This is a genomic window from Streptomyces sp. P3 (assembly GCF_003032475.1).
Taxonomy (GTDB): domain Bacteria; phylum Actinomycetota; class Actinomycetes; order Streptomycetales; family Streptomycetaceae; genus Streptomyces.
Genome location: NZ_CP028369.1, coordinates 6,772,892 through 6,790,517, shown reverse-complemented (window position 1 = coordinate 6,790,517; position 17,626 = coordinate 6,772,892). Strand labels below are relative to the sequence as shown.

Sequence of the window (17,626 nt, the reverse complement as noted above, 5' to 3'; positions counted from 1 at the left end):
GCCGAGGACGCTCCCCCACCGGGGACGCCGGCGCCCCCGGTGAGCGCGGCGGCACGGCAGGCCCGCCCGGCCGCGTGTCACACGCTGGGGCTGTCGGCCGGCTCCCGCACCGGCCAGGACCCGTCCACCACCGCTTCCGCGTCGCCCTTGCGGCGCAGGAAGCTCTGGAAGTCGGCCGCCCACTCGGCGTACCAGTCGATCTGACGGCGGTGCAGCTCCGCCGGGCCGAGGCCGGCGACCTTGGGGTGGCGGGCCGCTATCGCCCCGGCCAGCCGGGCGGCGGCGAGGGCGTCGGCGGAGGCGTCGTGCGCGGAGTCGAGGCGGACGCCGTATTCGGCGCAGACCGCTTCGAGGTTGCGCTTGCCGCGCCGGTAGCGGTCGACCGAGCGGTCGATGGTGTACGGGTCGACCACCGGCGCGGGGTCGAGGTCGCCGAGGCGCTCGCGCAGCGAGGGCAGCCCGTGGCGGCGCAGTTCGGCCGACAGCAGCGTGAGGTCGAAGGCGGCGTTGTAGGCGACGACCGGGACCCCGGTGCGCCAGTAGCCCGCGAGGACGTCGGCTATCGCGTCGGCGACCCGGTCGGCCGGAGCGCCGTCGGCGGCCGCCCGCTCGTTGCTGATCCCGTGCACCGCGACCGCGTCGGCCGGGATCTCCACGCCCGGGTCCGCCAGCCACTCGCGATGTCCGAGGACCTGCCCGTCCCTGACCTCGATCACGGCTGCCGTGACGATCCGCGCCTCGCGCGGGTCCGTCCCGGTGGTCTCCAGGTCGAAGCCGACCAGCAGTTCCTGGTGCCAGGCCATGTCGGCCCCCCCTTCTCGGTGGTGCGTCCCCCAGTGGTTCCCACCTTCCCATGGGCCACTGACAATCAGAGGAGCGCCTTCCGCTTGCCTGGGGGTGAACCGGACGTTTCAGGACACCGGCCGCGAGTCCGCCCAGGCCAGCTCGAACTCCTCGCGGTATGCCGGGAAGAGGCCCGATTCGTCCACCTCGCCCGGCTTGACGACCCGGCTGCCGCCCCTCAGCACCAGCACCGGCGCCTCCATGCCGCGCATGCGCCGCAGATAGGACTGGATCACCGCGATGCCGTCGGTGCCGTCGCCGTCGACGAGGTAGGCGGTGAAGCGGGGCGTCTCGTCGTACACCTGGATCTGGAAGGCGCCCGGATCGCGCAGCCGGGAGCGGACCCGGCGCATGTGCAGGATGTTCATCTCCACCGCCCGGCTCAGCTCGCCGCGCTTCATGCCGAGTTCGCGTTCACGGCGCTTGACGGCGCTGGAGGCGGGATTGAGGAAGAGCAGCCGGACGCGGGCGCCGCCCTCGGCGAGGCGGACCAGGCGGCGGCCGGAGAAGTTCTGCACCAGCAGGTTGAGGCCGATGCCGATGGCGTCGATCCGGCGGGAGCCGTCGAAGATGTCCTCGGCGGGGAACTGGCGCAGCAGTCGCACCCGGTCGGAGTGGACGGCGACCACGTCCGCGTACCGGTCGCCGACCAGGTCCTCGACGGCGTCGACGGGCAGCCGGCGCGCGGAGGGCACGTCGCCGCCGGTGCCGAGCATCTCCAGCAGGCGCGCGGAGGCCCGTTCGGCCTGGTTCAGGACGGCTTCGGACAGTGCGCGGTTGCGGGAGACGACGTTGCGGGTCACCTCCAGCTCGTCCAGGGCGAGTTCGACGTCGCGGCGGTCGTCGAGGTACGGCTCGAAGCAGGGCCAGTGCTGCACCATCAGCTCGCGCAGCTGGGGCAGGGTGAGGAAGGAGATCACGTTGTCGTCGGCCGGGTCGAGCAAGTAGCCCTTGCGGCGGCTGACTTCGCGTACCGCGACGGCGCGCTGCACCCATTCCTGGCCGGCCGGCCCGGCCGCGGCGACCACCCATTCGTCGCCGTGGACGGGTTCGTAGATCGGGCGCAGCACGGCGGCCACGACCGCGCGCAGCCGCTGCTCGACGAGGTTCAGCCAGATGTAGGCCCGGCCGGCTCGCCGGGCGCGGGTGCGCACCTCCCGCCAGGCCTCGGTGTCCCAGTCCAGCTCCGGTCCGATGGCGTTCGTGTCCATCGGCCGGGCCAGGGACACCGTGCCGGGCGGGACGTCTGCGGAGCCTCCCTCGTGACCCTCGTCACCAGGGGGCAGCTCCAGCCCTCCCGAGCCCACCCGCGCACCGCCTTCCGCTCCCCCGAGCACTCCCCGTCCCAACGATCAAGGAAGGGTACTCCGCGAGCGGCGGGCGGTGCAGCCGGATGGACAGGTCGATTCTCAACTGCCGTTGTCGGGCTGTCCGTTCTGTCCCGCGAGGGCGGAGGGTGTGAGCGGATTCATGGCGGTGACGTCCCGGGGGGCGAGTGAGAAGCCCTGCCAGTGGACCGGCATGGGCTGCTGGTCCTCGTCCCGGGCGACGTGGTGGAAGCCCACGTTCACCCAGGCCACGGGGTGGGTGAGGGCCTGGTCGTTCACCCACTTGTCGACCGAGTACCCGTGCAGCGGGCTACCGCAGTCGCGCACGTTGTTGCTGGCGTACTGCTCGCACTTGTTGTACTGCGTGAAGTACACGTCGTGCCGGGTGAAGGGGCGCCCCGCGTACTTGGTGGTGGCGCCGGGGACGAACTCGTAGGAGCGGGCGTGGCCGTCCTTGTTCTTGCCGGTCGCGCTGATCACCCGCCACCAGCGCATGTTCGCGGCGTCGCCCGCGAGTTCCTTGGTGACGGCGGTGCGGGTGGTCTTGGTGGTCGGGCCCTGCTGGGCGCCGGCGGGCGGGCTGACCACCGAGTCGTACTGCTCCACCTTGCCGGTCGAGGAGCCGTCGAGACCGAAGTCGAGCCGCCAGAACACGTTGTGGTTGTGGCTGGTGGCGTAGGCCTTGGCGCCCTTGCCCAGGGGCCAGCCGCGGCCGTCGCCGGCGTCGTAGTCGAAGGGCGAGAGGCTGCCGGTGGCGCCGACGTTCATGTTGATCGCGCCGTCGTCGGAGAAGCGCCACTCGGTGATGTACTCGTACCAGCCCACCTTGTTGACGGTGTAGACGAGCAGGTCCTTGCCCTGGGCCTGGAAGACCTTGTTGCCCGTGTCGGCCTGCATCCGGTAGGCGTGGCCGCGCGAACGGGTCGTGGTGCACAGGCCCTTGACGTTCGGGCCGCCGGCGAACGAGTCGGGGACCTTCACCGTGCGGATGGTGCCGCCGGGGCACTCGGCGGGGGTCATGTTGACCAGACCCGAGCCGAAGTTGTAGTCGGTGATGTCGTTGTACTCGTTCTTGCCGTCGTCGTACGGCACGTGGATCTGGGCGATCTTGGCGCTGTTGAGGACGCGGATCGGCTTGGTCTCGCCGGGCGGCTGGTAGGAGACCTTCTCGAGGACGAGCCCGGACTTGGCCTCGAAGCGCCAGCACATGCGCCAGGTGGTGCCGGTGGAGAGCTTCTGTTCGATGCGGTAGGCGGCGCTGCAGTCGGCGGCGGCCGCGGGGGCGGCCTTCGGCTGGGCGGCGGCCGGGCCGGCGCCGGCGGCCGCACCGGCGGCGAGCGTCGCCACACACAGGCCGACGGCCGCGCCGGTGCGGGCGCGGGCGGCGCCCTGCGACCGGGGGCCGCTGCTCAGAAACGGAACGCGCATGACGACATGACTCCTTTGCATCCCTCTGCAGGAGGCAGGCGGGGCGACGAACGGACGGACGGGCGGGCGTGGGCCTGCGTGGGCCCACGCGTCGGTTCTGGACGGTTCAGGACGGTTCGGCGCCGGCTCAGCCGGTGATGCGGACCACCTTGCGGGCGCTGAGGTCGATCACCAGGCTCCGGGTGTCGATCCACGGTCCGTTCCTGACCTTCGACAGCAGCCGTACGCAGCGGTGTTCGCCGCACTTGGCGAGGGCCGCCGGCCCGGCGCCCGGCACCGCCCGGTACACCATGCCGGCGAGCTGCAGCTGGGCCGGGGAGGTGAGGGCCTTGCCGGTGGCGTCCTTGAAGTCGGCCTTGAGGCCGGCGCCCAGCGGGTCGGCGATCAGCAGGGCGGCCGCCTCGTCCTGCTCGGCGGTGCCGAGCGGCGGCTGGACGCCGTGCTGGGATCCGGTTGCCTCGACCTTGCCGGTGGCGAGGTTGACGGTCTTGGTGACGAGCGTGTCGGACCCGTAGTCGTAGAACGACACCTCCGCGCGCCGGGGCGCGTCGGGGTCGTCCACCTCGTCGGCCTCGGGGTCGGCGAGGTCCACGCCGAGGCGCTGGGGGCCGCGGTCGCCGTCCACGTCCTTCGCGGCGGTGAGCGGCTGCTGGTTGAGCGCGATCTTCTCGACGCGCGCGATCTCGTCGTCGGTCAGCGGGTCGCGCCCCATGCCCTTCGTGCCCTCGGCGGGCGCCTCCTCGACGACGCCGGGCCGCACCGCCGCCGTGTCGCCCTGCCGTGTGCCGGCCGCCTGCCCGGCGCTCTGCCCGTTCTTGCCACCCGCCGTGTCGTCCGCCCCCGCCGTGCCCGGGAGGGTGATCCCGACCATCACGGCTGTCGCGGCCACCGCTATGGCCGTACCCGCCACCACCTTGCCCAGGTGGCGGCGCACCGTCGTGCGCACAATCTCCCCCTACTCCCCCTGCTGCCCGGGAGTACGTCTGCCCCACTGGTTCGGCATGCGACGTCTGTTTGTCTCCGCATGCACCGGTCATCGGGTAAGAGGGGCGTGAGTCACGGGTGGTTCCCTCAGATTCCGGGAGACTCGGGCGGCAAGGCGACCCCGCGGCGGCGGCACACCTGAAAGAGTCGTATCCATGCAGGTCTGGCCTGGAGAGGCGTATCCCCTCGGTGCCACGTACGACGGCGCCGGCACGAACTTCGCGGTCTTCACGGAGGCCGCGGACCGAGTAGAGCTGTGTCTGCTGCACGACGACGGCTCGGAGACGGCGGTGGAACTGCGGGAGAGCGACGCGTTCGTCCGGCACGCGTACGTGCCGGGCGTCATGCCGGGGCAGCGGTACGGCTTCCGGGTGCACGGTCCCTACGACCCCGGTCGCGGGCAGCGCTGCAACTCGGCGAAGCTGCTGCTCGACCCCTATGCGAAGGCGGTCGCCGGCGAGATCCGGTGGGGCGAGGAGGTGTACGGCTACCACTTCGACGCGCCCGAGCGGCGCAACGACCTCGACTCGGCGCCCCACACGATGACGTCGGTGGTGGTCAACCCCTACTTCGACTGGGGCGACGACCGCAGGCCGCGCACCGACTACCACCAGACGGTGATCTACGAGGCCCATGTCAAGGGTCTGACGATGCGCCACCCGGGGCTGCCGGAGGAGCTTCGCGGCACCTACGCGGCCCTGGCCCACCCGGCGGTCCTGGAGCACCTGACGGAGCTGGGGGTGACGGCCCTGGAGCTGATGCCGGTGCACCAGTTCGTCAACGACCACCGGCTGGTCGACATGGGGCTGAACAACTACTGGGGCTACAACACGATCGGCTTCTTCGCCCCGCACAACGCGTACGCGTCCTGGGGCGACCGCGGCCAGCAGGTGCTGGAGTTCAAGTCGGCGGTGCGGGCACTGCACGAGGCGGGCATCGAGGTCATCCTCGACGTGGTCTACAACCACACCGCGGAAGGCAACCACCTGGGCCCGACGCTGTCCTTCCGGGGCATCGACAACCCGTCCTACTACCGGCTGGCGGACGACCCCCGGTACTACACGGACACCACCGGCACCGGGAACTCGCTGCTGATGCGCTCCCCGCACGTGCTGCAGATGATCATGGACTCTCTGCGGTACTGGGTGCTGGAGATGCATGTCGACGGGTTCCGCTTCGACCTCGCGGCGACGCTGGCGCGCCAGTTCCACGAGGTGGACCGGCTGTCGTCGTTCTTCGACCTGGTCCAGCAGGACCCGGTGGTGTCCCAGGTGAAGCTGATCGCGGAGCCGTGGGACGTCGGCGAGGGCGGCTACCAGGTGGGAAACTTCCCGCCGCTGTGGACCGAGTGGAACGGCAAGTACCGCGACACCGTGCGGGACGTGTGGCGGGGCGAGGCCCGCGCGGTGGGCGAGTTCGCCTCCCGGCTGACCGGCTCCTCCGACCTCTACCAGGACGACGGACGGCGCCCGCTGGCCTCCATCAACTTCGTGACCTGCCACGACGGGTTCACCCTGCACGACCTGGTCGCCTACGACGACAAGCACAACGAGGCCAACGGGGAGGACAACCGGGACGGCGAGAGCCACAACCGGTCCTGGAACTGCGGCGTGGAGGGCGACACCGACGACCCCGCGGTGCTGGGGCTGCGGGCCCGGCAGATGCGCAACTTCGTCGCCACGCTGATGCTCTCCCAGGGCGTGCCGATGATCAGCCACGGGGACGAGTTCGGGCGCACCCAGAAAGGCAACAACAACGCCTACTGCCAGGACAGCGAACTGGCCTGGGTCGAGTGGCCGCAGGACGGCAGCGAGCTGCTGGACTTCACGCGCGCGCTGGTGCGGCTGCGCAGGGAGCATCCCGTGTTCCGGCGGCGCCGCTTCTTCCACGGCCGGCCGGTGGAGGGCACCCATGACGAGCTGTCGGACATCGCCTGGTTCACGCCCGGCGGGACGGAGATGGCGCAGCGGGACTGGGACCGCGCGCAGGCGTCCGCGCTGTCGGTGTTCCTCAACGGCAACGCGATCTCCGAGCCGGGTCCGCGCGGCGAACGGATCACGGACGACTCCTTCCTGCTGATGTTCAACGCCACCGCCAAGACCCTGGAGTTCGTGGTGCCGGTCGGCCACGGACGGCAGTGGCAGGTGGTCGTGGACACGGCGGACCCGGCGTCCGTGGCGGAAGGGGCGGGCGCCGAGGTGCAGGCGGGAGCCCGGCTGACGCTGCCCGACCGGAGCATGACGGTGCTGCAGCGGCCCACATAGGCCGCTCCCGGGCGGCACGGGACGGCGGCGGGGTCCGATCGGGGGACGGGCCCGGCCGACGGACACAGGGACGGATCCGGACCCGCCCCGGAGGGGGAGACGGTGACACGAAACGCGGCGGGGCGGGTACGTAGGGTGTCATGACCCCTGAGCGACGTGACGCCCCCGTTCCCGTGCCGCCCACGGCGACCTACCGGCTGCAGCTGCAGCCCGGGTTCCCCTTCGGGGCCGCGGCGGCGGCCGTGCCGTACCTGGCCTCGCTCGGCGTCTCGCATCTGCACCTCTCCCCCGTCCTGGAGGCCGTGCCCGGCTCCCTGCACGGCTACGACGTCACGGACCCCACGCGCGTGCGGGCGGAGCTGGGCGGGGAGGAGGGACTGCGGGCGCTGGCGCACACCGCGCGGGAGCACGGCCTCGGCCTGGTCGTGGACATCGTGCCGAATCACATGGCGATGTCTGCGCGCCACAACCGTCCCCTGTGGGAGGTGCTGCGGGAGGGCCCCGGCTCGCCGTACGCGCGCTGGTTCGACGTCGACCGGGAGGCGCAGGGCGGCCGGATGCTGTTGCCGGTGCTCGGCGGTCCCCTCGGCGGGGAACTGGAGCATCTGCGGGTGGACGGCGACGTCCTGCGCTACCACGAGCACGTCTTCCCGCTGCGCGAGGGAACCGGCGGGCTGCCGCTGCCGCGGCTGCTGGACGCCCAGTGGTACCGCCTCGCCTGGTGGCGGCTGGCCCGCACCGAGCTGAACTACCGGCGCTTCTTCAGCATCTCCGAGCTCATCGGGGTGCGGGTGGAGGACCCGGTGGTGTTCGAGGCCACCCACGGCACGATCCTGCGGCTGCTGCACGAGGGGGTGCTCGACGGCCTGCGTGTGGACCATCCGGACGGCCTCGCCGACCCGGACGGCTACCTGGAGCGGCTGCACGAGGCGAGCGGCGGCCGGTGGACGGTGGTGGAGAAGATCCTCGCGGACGGGGAGCGACTGCCGGACTCCTGGCCCGTCGCCGGCACGACCGGCTACGACGCCCTGCGCCACGTCGACGGCCTGTTCACGGACCCCGTGGGGGCGGGGGAGCTCCTGACCGGCTACCGGCGCTTCGCGGCCCCGCGGACGGACCGGGGCGGCGACTGGGCGGCGACCGTGCGGCGGGCGGCCCACCAGGTGCTCTCGCACGAGCTGGCGGCCGAGACGGACCGGCTGACGCGGACGGCCTCCCGGGTGTGCGCCGCGTCGCCCGACCCCATGCTGCGCGACCGGGCGCCCTGGGCGCTGCGCCGGGCCCTGGTGGAGCTGCTGGTCCGCATGGACGTCTACCGGCCCTACGCCTCGGGCGACCCGGCGGTCGTCGTCACCGAGGCGGCGGCCCGGGAGGCCCGGCAGGCGTTCGCGGTGCCCGAGGAGGCGGGCGCGGTCGATGTGGTGCGGGGGCTGGTGCTGGGCAAGGAGGGCCGGGCGGGGGCGGAGTTCCGGGCGCGGTTCGCGCAGACGTCGTCCGCGCTGCGCGCCAAGTCGGTGGAGGACACGGCGTTCTACCGGTACGTGCCGCTGCCCGCTGCGAACGAGGTGGGCGGCGACCCCGGCTCCCCGGGAGTGTCGCCGGCCGCCTTCCACGCGTACTGCGCGCGCGTGCAGCGCGACTGGCCGGCCACCGGGACGGTCGTGTCGACGCACGACACCAAGCGCAGCGCCGACGTGCGCGCCGCGCTCGCCGTGCTCACCGAGTGCCCGCAGCGCTGGTCCGACGTCCTGGCGGAGGTCGCCCGCACACAGGACGACGCGGTGGACGGGCAGCTGGCGTGGGCGGCCTGGCAGACCGTCTTCGGGCTCGGCCCGGCGGCCCCGGAGCGCGTCCGGGAGGCGCTGCTCAAGCACGCGCGCGAGGCGGGCCTGTACACGAGCTGGACGGAGCAGGAGCCGCCGTACGAGGACGCGGTGGCCGCGTTCACGGCGGCGGGGCCGTGCGGGCCGCCCGGCGAGCGGGTGGCCGCGTTGCGCCGGGCGCTGGCGCCGCACATCGGGGCGAACGTGCTCGGCACGGCGCTGGTGCATCTGACGATGCCGGGCGTGCCGGACGTCTACCAGGGCGCCGAGTGCGAGTCCCGGACGCTGGTCGACCCGGACAACCGGCGCCCGGTGCGCTTCCCGCCGGAGGGCCCGGACACCAAGGCGGCGGTGACCGAGGCGGCGCTGTGGCTGCGCCGACGGCGTCCGGACGTCTTCGGGGAGTCGGCGACGTACGAGCCGCTGCCCGCCGAAGGGGCGGCGGCGGAGCACTGTCTGGCCTTCGCGCGTTCCGGCGAGGCGGTCACGGCCGTCACCCGGTTGTCGCTGCGGCTGGCGGAGGCGGGCGGCTGGCAGGAGACGCGGCTGGCGCTGCCGCCGGGGCGCTGGGCCGACGCGCTGGCCGGGGAGCGGGAGTTCAGCGCTCACGCGCGCGTGGCCGACCTGTTCGAGCGGCTGCCGGTGGCGCTGCTGGAGCGGGTCGGCTGACGCGGCGGGCGGCCACGCCGGCGGACGACCGGTCCCGCGGCGTACCGGCTGCGGACGGGCGGTCGGACGGCGGGGACGAGCGGCCCGGCGGGAAGGAACCGGCGGCCGGGCGAGCGCGAACGGTGAGGACGTCCGAGCGGACGTCGAAGGTGGCGTGTCCCCGGCCGCGCGTCGGCTCGCTCCGCTCCGCCCGCCCGCGCTTCGAGCGCCCCCGGGGCCCGCTCGCGGGCGTTCTTGACAGTTCACAGAGACCGTGGGGTACTGCGGAGGCGAAGGCCGGGCGGACGAATACGGGGGTGAGTCTCCTGCCGGAGCTGCGCTACCCCACGGTGACCGAACTGACCTCTTCTGCCCGGTATCTGGCCGCACGCCGGCCCGACACGTGCACGCTGCGGCAGGTGGGGGTCTCCCGTGCGGGCCGGCCGCTGCACCTGCTGTCCGTGGGGCACGCCCGGCGGGCCGTGCTGGTCGTCGCGGGCGCCCACGCCAACGAGCCGACCGGCGGGTGCACGCTGCTGGCGCTGGCCGAACGGGTGCTGTACGAACGCGAACTGCGCGACGGCACGTCCTGGCACTTCCTGCTGTGCGCGGACCCCGACGGGGCGAGCCTGCACGTCACCCCCGCGCCCCGCAGTCTGCTGGAGTACCACCTCGGCTTCTTCCGCCCGGCGGGCCCGGAGCAGCCGGAGTGGTCCCCGGCGGTCCTGCCGCCGGACCGCCTGCCGCCCGAGACGCGTGCGCTGACCCGGGTGATCGACGAGCTGCGCCCCTACCTCCAGGTGACCCTGCACGGGACCGACCTGGGCGGCAGCTGGGTGCAGTTGACCAAGGACATCCCGGGGCTGGCCGAGCCGTTCGCCAAGTCCGCGGCGCAGCTGCACATCCCGGTGGAGACGGGTGCCTCCGACGCGGCGGGCTGGCCGGCGTCCGGGCCCGGCGTGCACGTGATGCCGGCCGCCGGCGCGGAGGCCGCCTATCCGAGCATGCCCGACGACGCCCGGCACAGCACCTGGTACCACGCCCACCGCTACGGCGGTCTGACGGCCGTGGTGGAGGTCCCGATGTGGGCGAGCGACATGGTGGACGACCCCGCCCCGCATCCCGCCCCGGCGGCGGCGATCCGCCGGCTGGCGCGGCGGCTGCTGCGGGACACGACGGAGGTGGAGCGGGTGCTCGTCGAGGTGCTGCCGCGCCTGGAGGGCGTCGACGGTCCGCTGCTGCGGGCGGCCAGATGGGCGCTGGACCTGGTGCCCGGGCTGGCCGCGGACTGGACCCGTACGCCGCCGGCCGACACGACGATGGCGTATGTCGGCAGCGTGGACGCGTTCGCCCGCCGGCTGCCGTTGCGGGCGGCCGCGATGTTGTGGCGGGTCCTCCAGGAGTACGACGACGACGCGGCTCCGCGCCTGGAGCACCTCGTCGCGACCTGGAGCGACGCCTTCGCCGACCGTTTCCGCGCCCGCTGGGTCCCGCTGGAGCACCAGGTCGAGCACCAGTCCCGGACGGTGGTCGCGGCGGCCCTGCACGCCCGGCACCGAGCGGCGTAGCCGCGGACGGCCGACGGATCCGTCGAGAGGGCCGGTGCCGTGGCGAGGGGGCGGCCGGGCCGCGGCCGGGGCGGGCCCCGGGAGCGCGGAGGCTCCCGGGGCCCGCCGGACCGCGTGCTCAGACCTCGGGCGCCTGATCGTCGTCCAGGGCGAACACCGGGCCGGTCAGCGCCTCCCGCTCGCAGTCGTTGCTGTAGGTGTGGCTGTAGTCGACCGGACGGCCGTCCCAGCGGCCCTGGGCGCGGACCTTCACCGGGGCGTACACGAGCGGGCAGACACGGCTGCCGTCGCGCGGGACGGCCTCGACGTCGCCGCCGGACCGGGCCAGGGCGTCGCAGGCCTCCGCGGCCCGCGCGTGGCCCTGCGGCGGGTCGCACAGCAGCAGGGTGCCGCGCGCGTCGCCGGAGCGGGCGTCGCCGCGGGTGACGGTGAGCTGGAGCCAGTTGCCGGGGAGGGCGTCGTGGGAGGCGGCCAGGGCGTGCGGGGCGGCGCCGGCGGCGAGGAGGAGGGCGGCCGCGGCCGGCAGGACGCGCCGTACCGCGCGGGCCGGCCGCAGAGCGTTGAGGAAGTGCGTCATTCCCGGTGCATCGGCACGACGGGCCGGGTACCCCAGTCCGACTCACCCGAACGGGCACCGGCCGGACGGAACGCGGCGAGGACGACCCGGGCCCGGTACTCCGCCTGACGCGCCACCGGGATCCAGCGCGCCCCGCGGTCGTCCCGGTGGACGGCGCACCACGCGCCGAGGAGCGCCTCCGGTTCCGGCAGCACGCCGGCCGGGTCGCGTCCGGCGCCGGTGACGAGCCGGTGGAGCAGGCCGGCCGTGCGTACGGCGATCCGGCCGCCGACGATGCGCAGGGCCGTCGGACGGTCAGTGAGCCATCGGCCGGGGGTACGTCGACACCGCTTCGGGTCAGGGGACTTGACCGGTTTCAGTTCGCCGAGAGACGGAATCCCGTCCGGCCGAAGGCGACCTGGTCGCCCTCGCGGACCACGGCCGCGCCGATGACGCGCCGCCCGTTGACGGTCGTGCCGTTGGTGGAGCCGAGGTCGCGCAGCACCCACACGCCGCCCTGGCGGATGAGTTCGGCGTGCACCCGCGAGACGCTCTCGTGGGTCAGCCGCAGACCGTTCACGGGATCGCGGCCGATGCGCAGCGCGTGCGCGGTGCCCGGATGCGGCAGCAGCAGCTTGGGCAGCCGCTCGGCCTGCCAGGCGCGGCGCAGTCGTACGGTGAAGCCGGATACCGCCTCGACCGCGCCGAAGACGACCCGCGAGAAGCGGTTCTCCTCGGACAGGTCGGCGGTGAGGACGGCGAGCTCGTCCGGGCGTCGGGCGGCGAGGGCCAGCTCCATGCGCCGGATGAACGTGTCGTGCGACAGGCGCCCCAGGGCGACGCCGTCGCGCAGCACCTTCAGCGCCCGGTCGCGCTCCGCGTCGGACAACCGCGCGGGGTACGTGTTGAACTCGAAGGACGACGTCACGGTGGTGATTGTCGGTCAGCGGGCTCCGGGTGTCCAGAAGACGGGGAGACGGCCCCCGCACGGGTGGGGCGTCAATGGGAGTGTTCCCGGGCAGGATCGATCTCCCGTGGAGCACGATGGACGGGACGGGCTACATCACGGTGAGCAGACGAAGGGGAGCCGTCCGTGCAGTTCGAGGTGTGGGCACCGCAGGCCGGACGCGTGACGCTGCGATGCGGCGGCGCCACGCGCGCGTTGGGACGCGATCCGGAGCGTGCGGGATGGTGGACGGGCGAGGCGCAGGCCGAGGACGGCACCCGGTACGGCTTCGCGGTGGACGACGGCCCCGTCCGGCCCGATCCCCGCTCGCGCCGTCAGCCGGACGGGCCGGACGGTTTGAGCGCCGTCGTCGACCAGAGCCTGCACGAGTGGCGCACGCAGTGGTCCGGACGTCCGCTGCCCGGCGCCGTGCTGTACGAGCTGCACGTGGGCACCTACACGCCCGAGGGGACGCTGGACGCGGCGGCCGGGCGGCTCGGCCATCTCGCCGGACTCGGCATCACCCATGTGGAGTTGATGCCCCTGTGCCCGTTCCCGGGCCGGCACGGCTGGGGGTACGACGGGGTGTCCCCGTGGGCGGTGCACGAGCCGTACGGCGGCCCCGCGGGGCTGAAGCGGTTCGTCGACCGGGCCCATGCGCTCGGTCTGGGCGTGGTCCTGGACGTGGTGCACAACCATCTGGGCCCGTCCGGCAATCACCTGCCCTCCTTCGGCCCGTACTTCACCGAGACGCACCACACGCCGTGGGGCGCGGCCGTGAACCTGGACGCCCCCGGTTCCGACGAGGTGCGCGCCTACCTGCTGGGCAGCGCGCTGGCCTGGCTGCGCGACTACCGGCTCGACGGGCTGCGTCTGGACGCGGTGCACGCGCTGGCCGACACGCGCGCGTACCCCTTCCTGGAGGAACTGTCGGCGGCGGTGGACGCCCTCGCCGCCGAGACGGGCCGGCCGCTGTTCCTGATCGCCGAGTCCGACCTGAACGACCCGCGGCTCATCACCCCCCGCCGGCAGGGCGGCCTCGGCCTGCACGCGCAGTGGAACGACGACTTCCACCACGCCCTGCACACCGCGCTCACCGGCGAGTCGCAGGGCTACTACGCCGACTTCGCACGCGACCCGTTCGCCGCCCTCGCCAAGACGCTGACCGGCGGCTACTTCCACGACGGCGTCCACTCCGCGTTCCGGGGCCGGCGCCACGGCCGCCCGCTGGACCGGGCCCGGGTGCCCGCGCACCGGCTGCTCGGGTACGGCCAGACCCACGACCAGGTCGGCAACCGGGCCCAGGGCGACCGCCTCTCGGCGTCCCTCTCTCCGGGGCTGCTGGCGTGCGCGGCGGCGCTGACGCTGACCGCGCCGTTCACGCCGATGCTGTTCATGGGCGAGGAGTGGGCGGCGGGCACGCCGTGGCAGTACTTCACCGACCACACCGACCCGGAGCTCGCCGAGGCCGTACGGCGGGGCCGGCGGCGGGAGTTCACGGCGCACGGCTGGGCCGAGGAGGACGTGCCCGACCCGCAGGACCCGGCGACCCGCGAGCGCTCCTGCCTGGACTGGTCCGAGCCGCGGCGCGAGCCGCACGCGCGTGTGCTGGCCTGGTACCGCGAGCTGATCGCCCTGCGGCACGCCCAGCCCGACCTCACCGATCCCGACCTGGCCGACATCAAGGTCGCCCACGACGTCGGGGGCCGGTGGCTGGCCTTCCGGCGCGGCGACGTCCGGGTGGCCGTCAACCTCGGCGAGGAGCCGGCCGCCATCCCGCTGGGCCCGCGCCCCGCGCGCGTGCTGGCCGCCTGGGAGCCGGTGGACGTCCCGGGTCCGGACGGCCTGCTGCATCTCCCCGGGGAGTCGTGCGTGGTCCTGGAGCAGGAGTGAGGCGGGGCCTGGCGGTGGGGATGGGCGTGGCGGTGGGCGTGGGCGTGGGCGTGGCGGTGGGGTGAGCCTTTCGCCCTATCCGTCCCCGTCCCCCTCGGTCGCGTCCCCGCCGTCCCCGTCCTCACGGAACTCCGTGACCCGCTCCAGCAGGATCGCCTCCCAGGCGCGCCGCAACCGGGTCCGCGGCAGGGCGAGTGCGTCGGCGTCCCGCGGGCCGGCCCTGCGGCTCTCGACGCGGCGGGCGAGGTGGACGACGGTGTCGCAGCGGGCGAGCCACAGGCCGCGAAGGCAGGGGCGGGCGCCGTAGCCGGCCAGGGTGGCGGCCCGTACGGCGGCCCCCGCGCCGACGGCGAGGGCGAGGCCCGCGATGTCCTCGGCGGGATCCCCGAGGACCGCTTCGGTCCAGTCGAGGACGCCGCGCACCCGGCCGTCGGCGCTCACCACGAGGTGCTCGCCGCGCAGCGCGTGGTGGACGAGGACCGCGGGGGCCGCCTGGGCGGCGAGCTGGGCCGCGCCCGCCGGGGTCAGCTGGTGCAGCCGGGCGGGGTCGAACTCGTCGGCGCGGCCGAGGCGTTCGGCGGCGGCCACGGCCATCCGGCGCAGCGCCTCCAGGGAGCGTGGGGCGGCCCGCGGCACGCCGAGCGCTTCAGCCTGCCGGGCCGGCACCTCGCGCAGCCCGCCGAGCAGTCCGGCGAGGTCGGCCTCGCCGACGGCCGACACGTCGTGCTCCTCGGCCGTGCCGCCGGGCAGCCTGGTGTCGAGGGTGTAGGCCAGCCCCGGGGACCACTCGCCGTGCGCGACACCGGCCGGCACGGCGATCGGGAGGTGCTGCCGGACGAGGTCGCGCAGCCGCAGTTCACGACGGCGGCGCACGGTCGTCTCGCGGTCGGGGGCGAGCCGCAGCACATGGCGGGCGCCGACCCACCAGGTGGTGGGCGCGCCGCCCTCGGTGACGGGCCGCACCTGCGGGCCGGGGCCGCTCGCCCCGTTCTCCTCGAGGAGCGCACGGACCAGTCGGCGGACGGTGTCCGCGGTGGGTGTCGGTGCCTGGGTCATGGTCGCGCCGTTGCCGTTCGGGTGGGTGCCGGGGACTCCTGGGGCGGGTCAGTCCACTATGACCAGCTCGCGGGTGGTGTCGTTGAGGCGGCGGCCGCCGTCCTCGGTGACGGTGACGATGTCCTCGATGCGCACACCGAACCTGCCGGGCAGGTACACGCCGGGCTCCACGGAGAAGCACATGCCGGGCACGAGTGGCCGCTCCTCGCCCTCGATCATGTACGGCGGCTCGTGGGTGGTGACGCCGATGCCGTGGCCGGTGCGGTGGATGAAGTACGCGCCGTAGCCGGCGGCGGCGATGACCGCGCGGGCCGCCCGGTCGACCTCCTGGCAGGCCACGCCGGGCCGGACCGCCCGGAATCCGGCCTCCTGCGCCTCGCGCACCAGGTCGTGCACCCGGCGTTCCTCGTCGGTGGGCTCGCCGACGTGCACGGTGCGGGAGGTGTCGGAGCCGTAGCCGTCCTTGAGGCCGCCGAAGTCGAGGACGACCATGTCGCCGTGCTCGATGACGCGGTCGCCGACCTCGTGGTGCGGGTCGGCGCCGTTGGGCCCCGAGGCGACGATGGTGAAGTCGACCCGGGAGTGGCCGAACCGGCGCAGGAGTGCGGCGAGCTCGGCGCCGACCTCCGTCTCCCTGCGCCCGCCGAAGGGAACCTTGCGGATCTCCTCGAACACCCGGTCCGCGGCAGCTCCCGCCGCCGCCATCAGCTCCAGCTCGGCGGCGTCCTTGACGGCGCGCAGCATGGGCAGGGACTCGGTGAGGGAGGTGTAGGACGTGGCGGGCAGGGCCTGCTGCAGGGCCAGCAGGTGCATCGCCCAGGCGTTGTCGCTGATCCCGAACCGCCCCCGGTCGCCGAGGAGGGCTGCGGTGGCGGCATAGGGGTCCTTGCCGTCGGTCCAGTCCCGCAGGGTGAGCACGGGGGCGCCGGCCGCCTTCGCGGCGTCGGGGGCCTCGAGGGCGGGCACGACGAGGACCGGGTCCCGGCCGGCGGCGAGGACGAGCAGGGTGAGCCGTTCGGTGGCGGCGGTCGGCGCGTAGCCGGTGAGCCAGACGAGGTCGGGTCCGGGCGCCACGAGCAGTCCGGCGAGTCCGGCGTCGGCGGCCTCCCGCGCGGCGCGTTCCATGCGGGCCCGGTAGTCGTCGGCGGTGAAGGGCGCGGGGGCGGTGCCGGTCATCCGGGCCTCCCAGGAGGGACGTGGCGGCTGCTGAGGTGACTGCTGGTGCCGGTGCGGCTGTGGACGGCTGACGGGCGAGGTGACGCCGGCGAGACGACCACGGGCAGCATCCTGCCCGTCCGGCGGGGGTCGCGCGAGCCGGTCGGCAAGGGTTTCGGACGGCCGGCCCGCCCGGACCGGCCACCCGGGGCCGTACGCAGGCCGGGAGCAGGAACGGCGCCCCGTCTCGGACCTGCTCCGGGCGGCGGCGCGCCCCGGTCCGGGAGAGGGCGCGCTTCAGCCGGCCCGCGAACGGCGCGGCGCAGGCATGGGTGCGGGCGGTTCGCCGGCCGGTACGCGCGGGCGGCGTGCCGACGGCCCGCGGGTCCGGGCGGCCCGTCCCGGGCCGTCCCGGGCCGTGTCAGGTGACGATGCCGGGGACGACCGTCACCTTCCGGTACCCGCCGCGATGGCGGACCGCCACCTCCACCTCCGCTCCGGGGTGCGCCCGGTCGACCGCCCGGGCGAGGTCGGTCGCCGAGTCGATCTCGGCGCCGCCGAACGTCAGCAGGACGTCGCCGCGGACCAGACCCGCCCTGAAACCGGGACCGGGGACGTGCACGGCGACGATCTCGGCGCCCGTCCGGCCGGCGTCCACCGCCTCGATCCCCAGGCTCGCCCCCGCCGAGCGCGACGACGCACCCGTCCCGGCGGGCGTGCCGGAGCGCGCTGCGGCGCCGGACCCCGGCGCGGGCGCGCCGTCCGGCCCGGACCGCGACGCCGTCCTCCCCTCCCCCGTGCGGTCCCCCGTACGGCCCGACGCCTGCGGCCGATCCGCCTGCCCCGCCGGCCCGGCCCGTCCCTCCGGCCCGGCGCCTCCCCCCGGCTCCTCCTGCCGCTGCGGCTCGGCCGGCCTGCTCATGCCGGTCACGGCCGCCCCCACCGTGCCCAGGCCTACGCCGGACAGGACGAGTACCGTGCCCGCGAACAGACCGGCCACCAGGGTCGTCAGGCGTCGTCCGCGACGCCTGGCGGCGGGCGGACGGTGGCCCTCGCCGCCGCTCGGCAGAGCGGCGGCGTCGGGGTCATGGCCCGGCAGGGGTTTGGGTCGCAACGCTGTCTGTTCCATGGATC

Annotated in this window: 13 protein-coding genes and 1 pseudogene; 4 read left to right on the top strand and 10 right to left on the bottom strand. The window is 74.5% G+C overall.

Translation table 11 applies throughout. The features are described from left to right. Positions 1 to 77: 77 nt before the first annotated feature. The 4 genes from C6376_RS29775 to C6376_RS29760 form a co-directional block, all read right to left on the bottom strand. Positions 78 to 803, bottom strand: coding sequence for a 3'-5' exonuclease (locus C6376_RS29775; protein ID WP_107446241.1), 726 nt, complete (start codon positions 801 to 803; stop codon positions 78 to 80). 108 nt (positions 804 to 911) lie between these two features. After that, positions 912 to 2,150 (bottom strand): SAV2148 family HEPN domain-containing protein, encoded by a 1,239-nt coding sequence (locus C6376_RS29770; protein WP_107446240.1) that lies wholly within the window; start codon positions 2,148 to 2,150, stop codon positions 912 to 914. Between the two features lie 102 nt (positions 2,151 to 2,252). Further along, a complete protein-coding gene (locus C6376_RS29765; RefSeq protein WP_107446239.1) occupies positions 2,253 to 3,599 on the bottom strand; it encodes a copper amine oxidase in 1,347 nt (448 codons plus the stop codon). A gap of 127 nt (positions 3,600 to 3,726) precedes the next feature. After that, entirely contained in the window at positions 3,727 to 4,545 is an 819-nt protein-coding gene (locus tag C6376_RS29760) for a Tat pathway signal sequence domain protein (protein WP_107446238.1), read from the bottom strand. A 193-nt stretch (positions 4,546 to 4,738) separates the two neighbouring features. Between C6376_RS29760 and glgX the strand changes: the two genes are divergently transcribed. The 3 genes from glgX (at position 4,739) to C6376_RS29745 (ending at position 10,886) form a co-directional block, all read left to right on the top strand. Further along, positions 4,739 to 6,847, top strand: a complete 2,109-nt coding sequence (gene glgX, locus C6376_RS29755) for a glycogen debranching protein GlgX (RefSeq protein WP_107446237.1) — start codon at positions 4,739 to 4,741, stop codon at positions 6,845 to 6,847. 140 nt (positions 6,848 to 6,987) lie between these two features. Then, on the top strand, positions 6,988 to 9,339 hold the full coding sequence (gene treY / locus C6376_RS29750) for a malto-oligosyltrehalose synthase (protein WP_107446236.1): 2,352 nt from the start codon (positions 6,988 to 6,990) through the stop codon (positions 9,337 to 9,339). A gap of 296 nt (positions 9,340 to 9,635) precedes the next feature. Then, entirely contained in the window at positions 9,636 to 10,886 is a 1,251-nt protein-coding gene (locus C6376_RS29745; protein ID WP_107446235.1) for a M14 family zinc carboxypeptidase, read from the top strand. Positions 10,887 to 11,004: 118 nt separating this feature from the next. Here the strand turns inward: C6376_RS29745 and C6376_RS29740 are convergent, their stop codons facing one another. From C6376_RS29740 to C6376_RS29730, 3 genes and pseudogenes are all read right to left on the bottom strand, one after another. After that, complete coding sequence (locus C6376_RS29740) at positions 11,005 to 11,463, bottom strand: SSI family serine proteinase inhibitor (protein WP_107446234.1); 459 nt, start codon at positions 11,461 to 11,463, stop codon at positions 11,005 to 11,007. Next, positions 11,460 to 11,747: pseudogene (locus C6376_RS29735) on the bottom strand (dehydrogenase); the annotation flags it as partial. The pseudogene C6376_RS29735 and the gene C6376_RS29740, both read right to left, overlap by 4 nt. Before the next feature lie 71 nt (positions 11,748 to 11,818). After that, the gene (locus C6376_RS29730; protein ID WP_057575862.1) at positions 11,819 to 12,370 is read right to left on the bottom strand and encodes a DUF1707 and FHA domain-containing protein; all 552 of its coding nucleotides are present in this window, start codon (positions 12,368 to 12,370) and stop codon (positions 11,819 to 11,821) included. Between the two features lie 165 nt (positions 12,371 to 12,535). Between C6376_RS29730 and treZ the strand changes: the two genes are divergently transcribed. After that, on the top strand, positions 12,536 to 14,281 hold the full coding sequence (treZ, locus tag C6376_RS29725; RefSeq protein WP_107446233.1) for a malto-oligosyltrehalose trehalohydrolase: 1,746 nt from the start codon (positions 12,536 to 12,538) through the stop codon (positions 14,279 to 14,281). Positions 14,282 to 14,356: 75 nt separating this feature from the next. On the opposite strand, the gene C6376_RS29720 is transcribed toward treZ, so the two are convergent. From C6376_RS29720 to C6376_RS29710, 3 genes are all read right to left on the bottom strand, one after another. After that, positions 14,357 to 15,337 carry an aminoglycoside phosphotransferase family protein gene (locus C6376_RS29720; protein WP_107446232.1) on the bottom strand — a complete coding sequence of 327 codons (981 nt, stop codon included), beginning with the start codon at positions 15,335 to 15,337 and terminating at the stop codon, positions 14,357 to 14,359. A 48-nt stretch (positions 15,338 to 15,385) separates the two neighbouring features. Next, positions 15,386 to 16,513 carry an aminopeptidase P family protein gene (locus C6376_RS29715; RefSeq protein WP_107446231.1) on the bottom strand — a complete coding sequence of 376 codons (1,128 nt, stop codon included), beginning with the start codon at positions 16,511 to 16,513 and terminating at the stop codon, positions 15,386 to 15,388. 400 nt (positions 16,514 to 16,913) lie between these two features. Continuing rightward, positions 16,914 to 17,621 (bottom strand): PDZ domain-containing protein, encoded by a 708-nt coding sequence (locus C6376_RS29710; RefSeq protein WP_107446230.1) that lies wholly within the window; start codon positions 17,619 to 17,621, stop codon positions 16,914 to 16,916. Between the last annotated feature and the right edge of the window lie 5 nt (positions 17,622 to 17,626).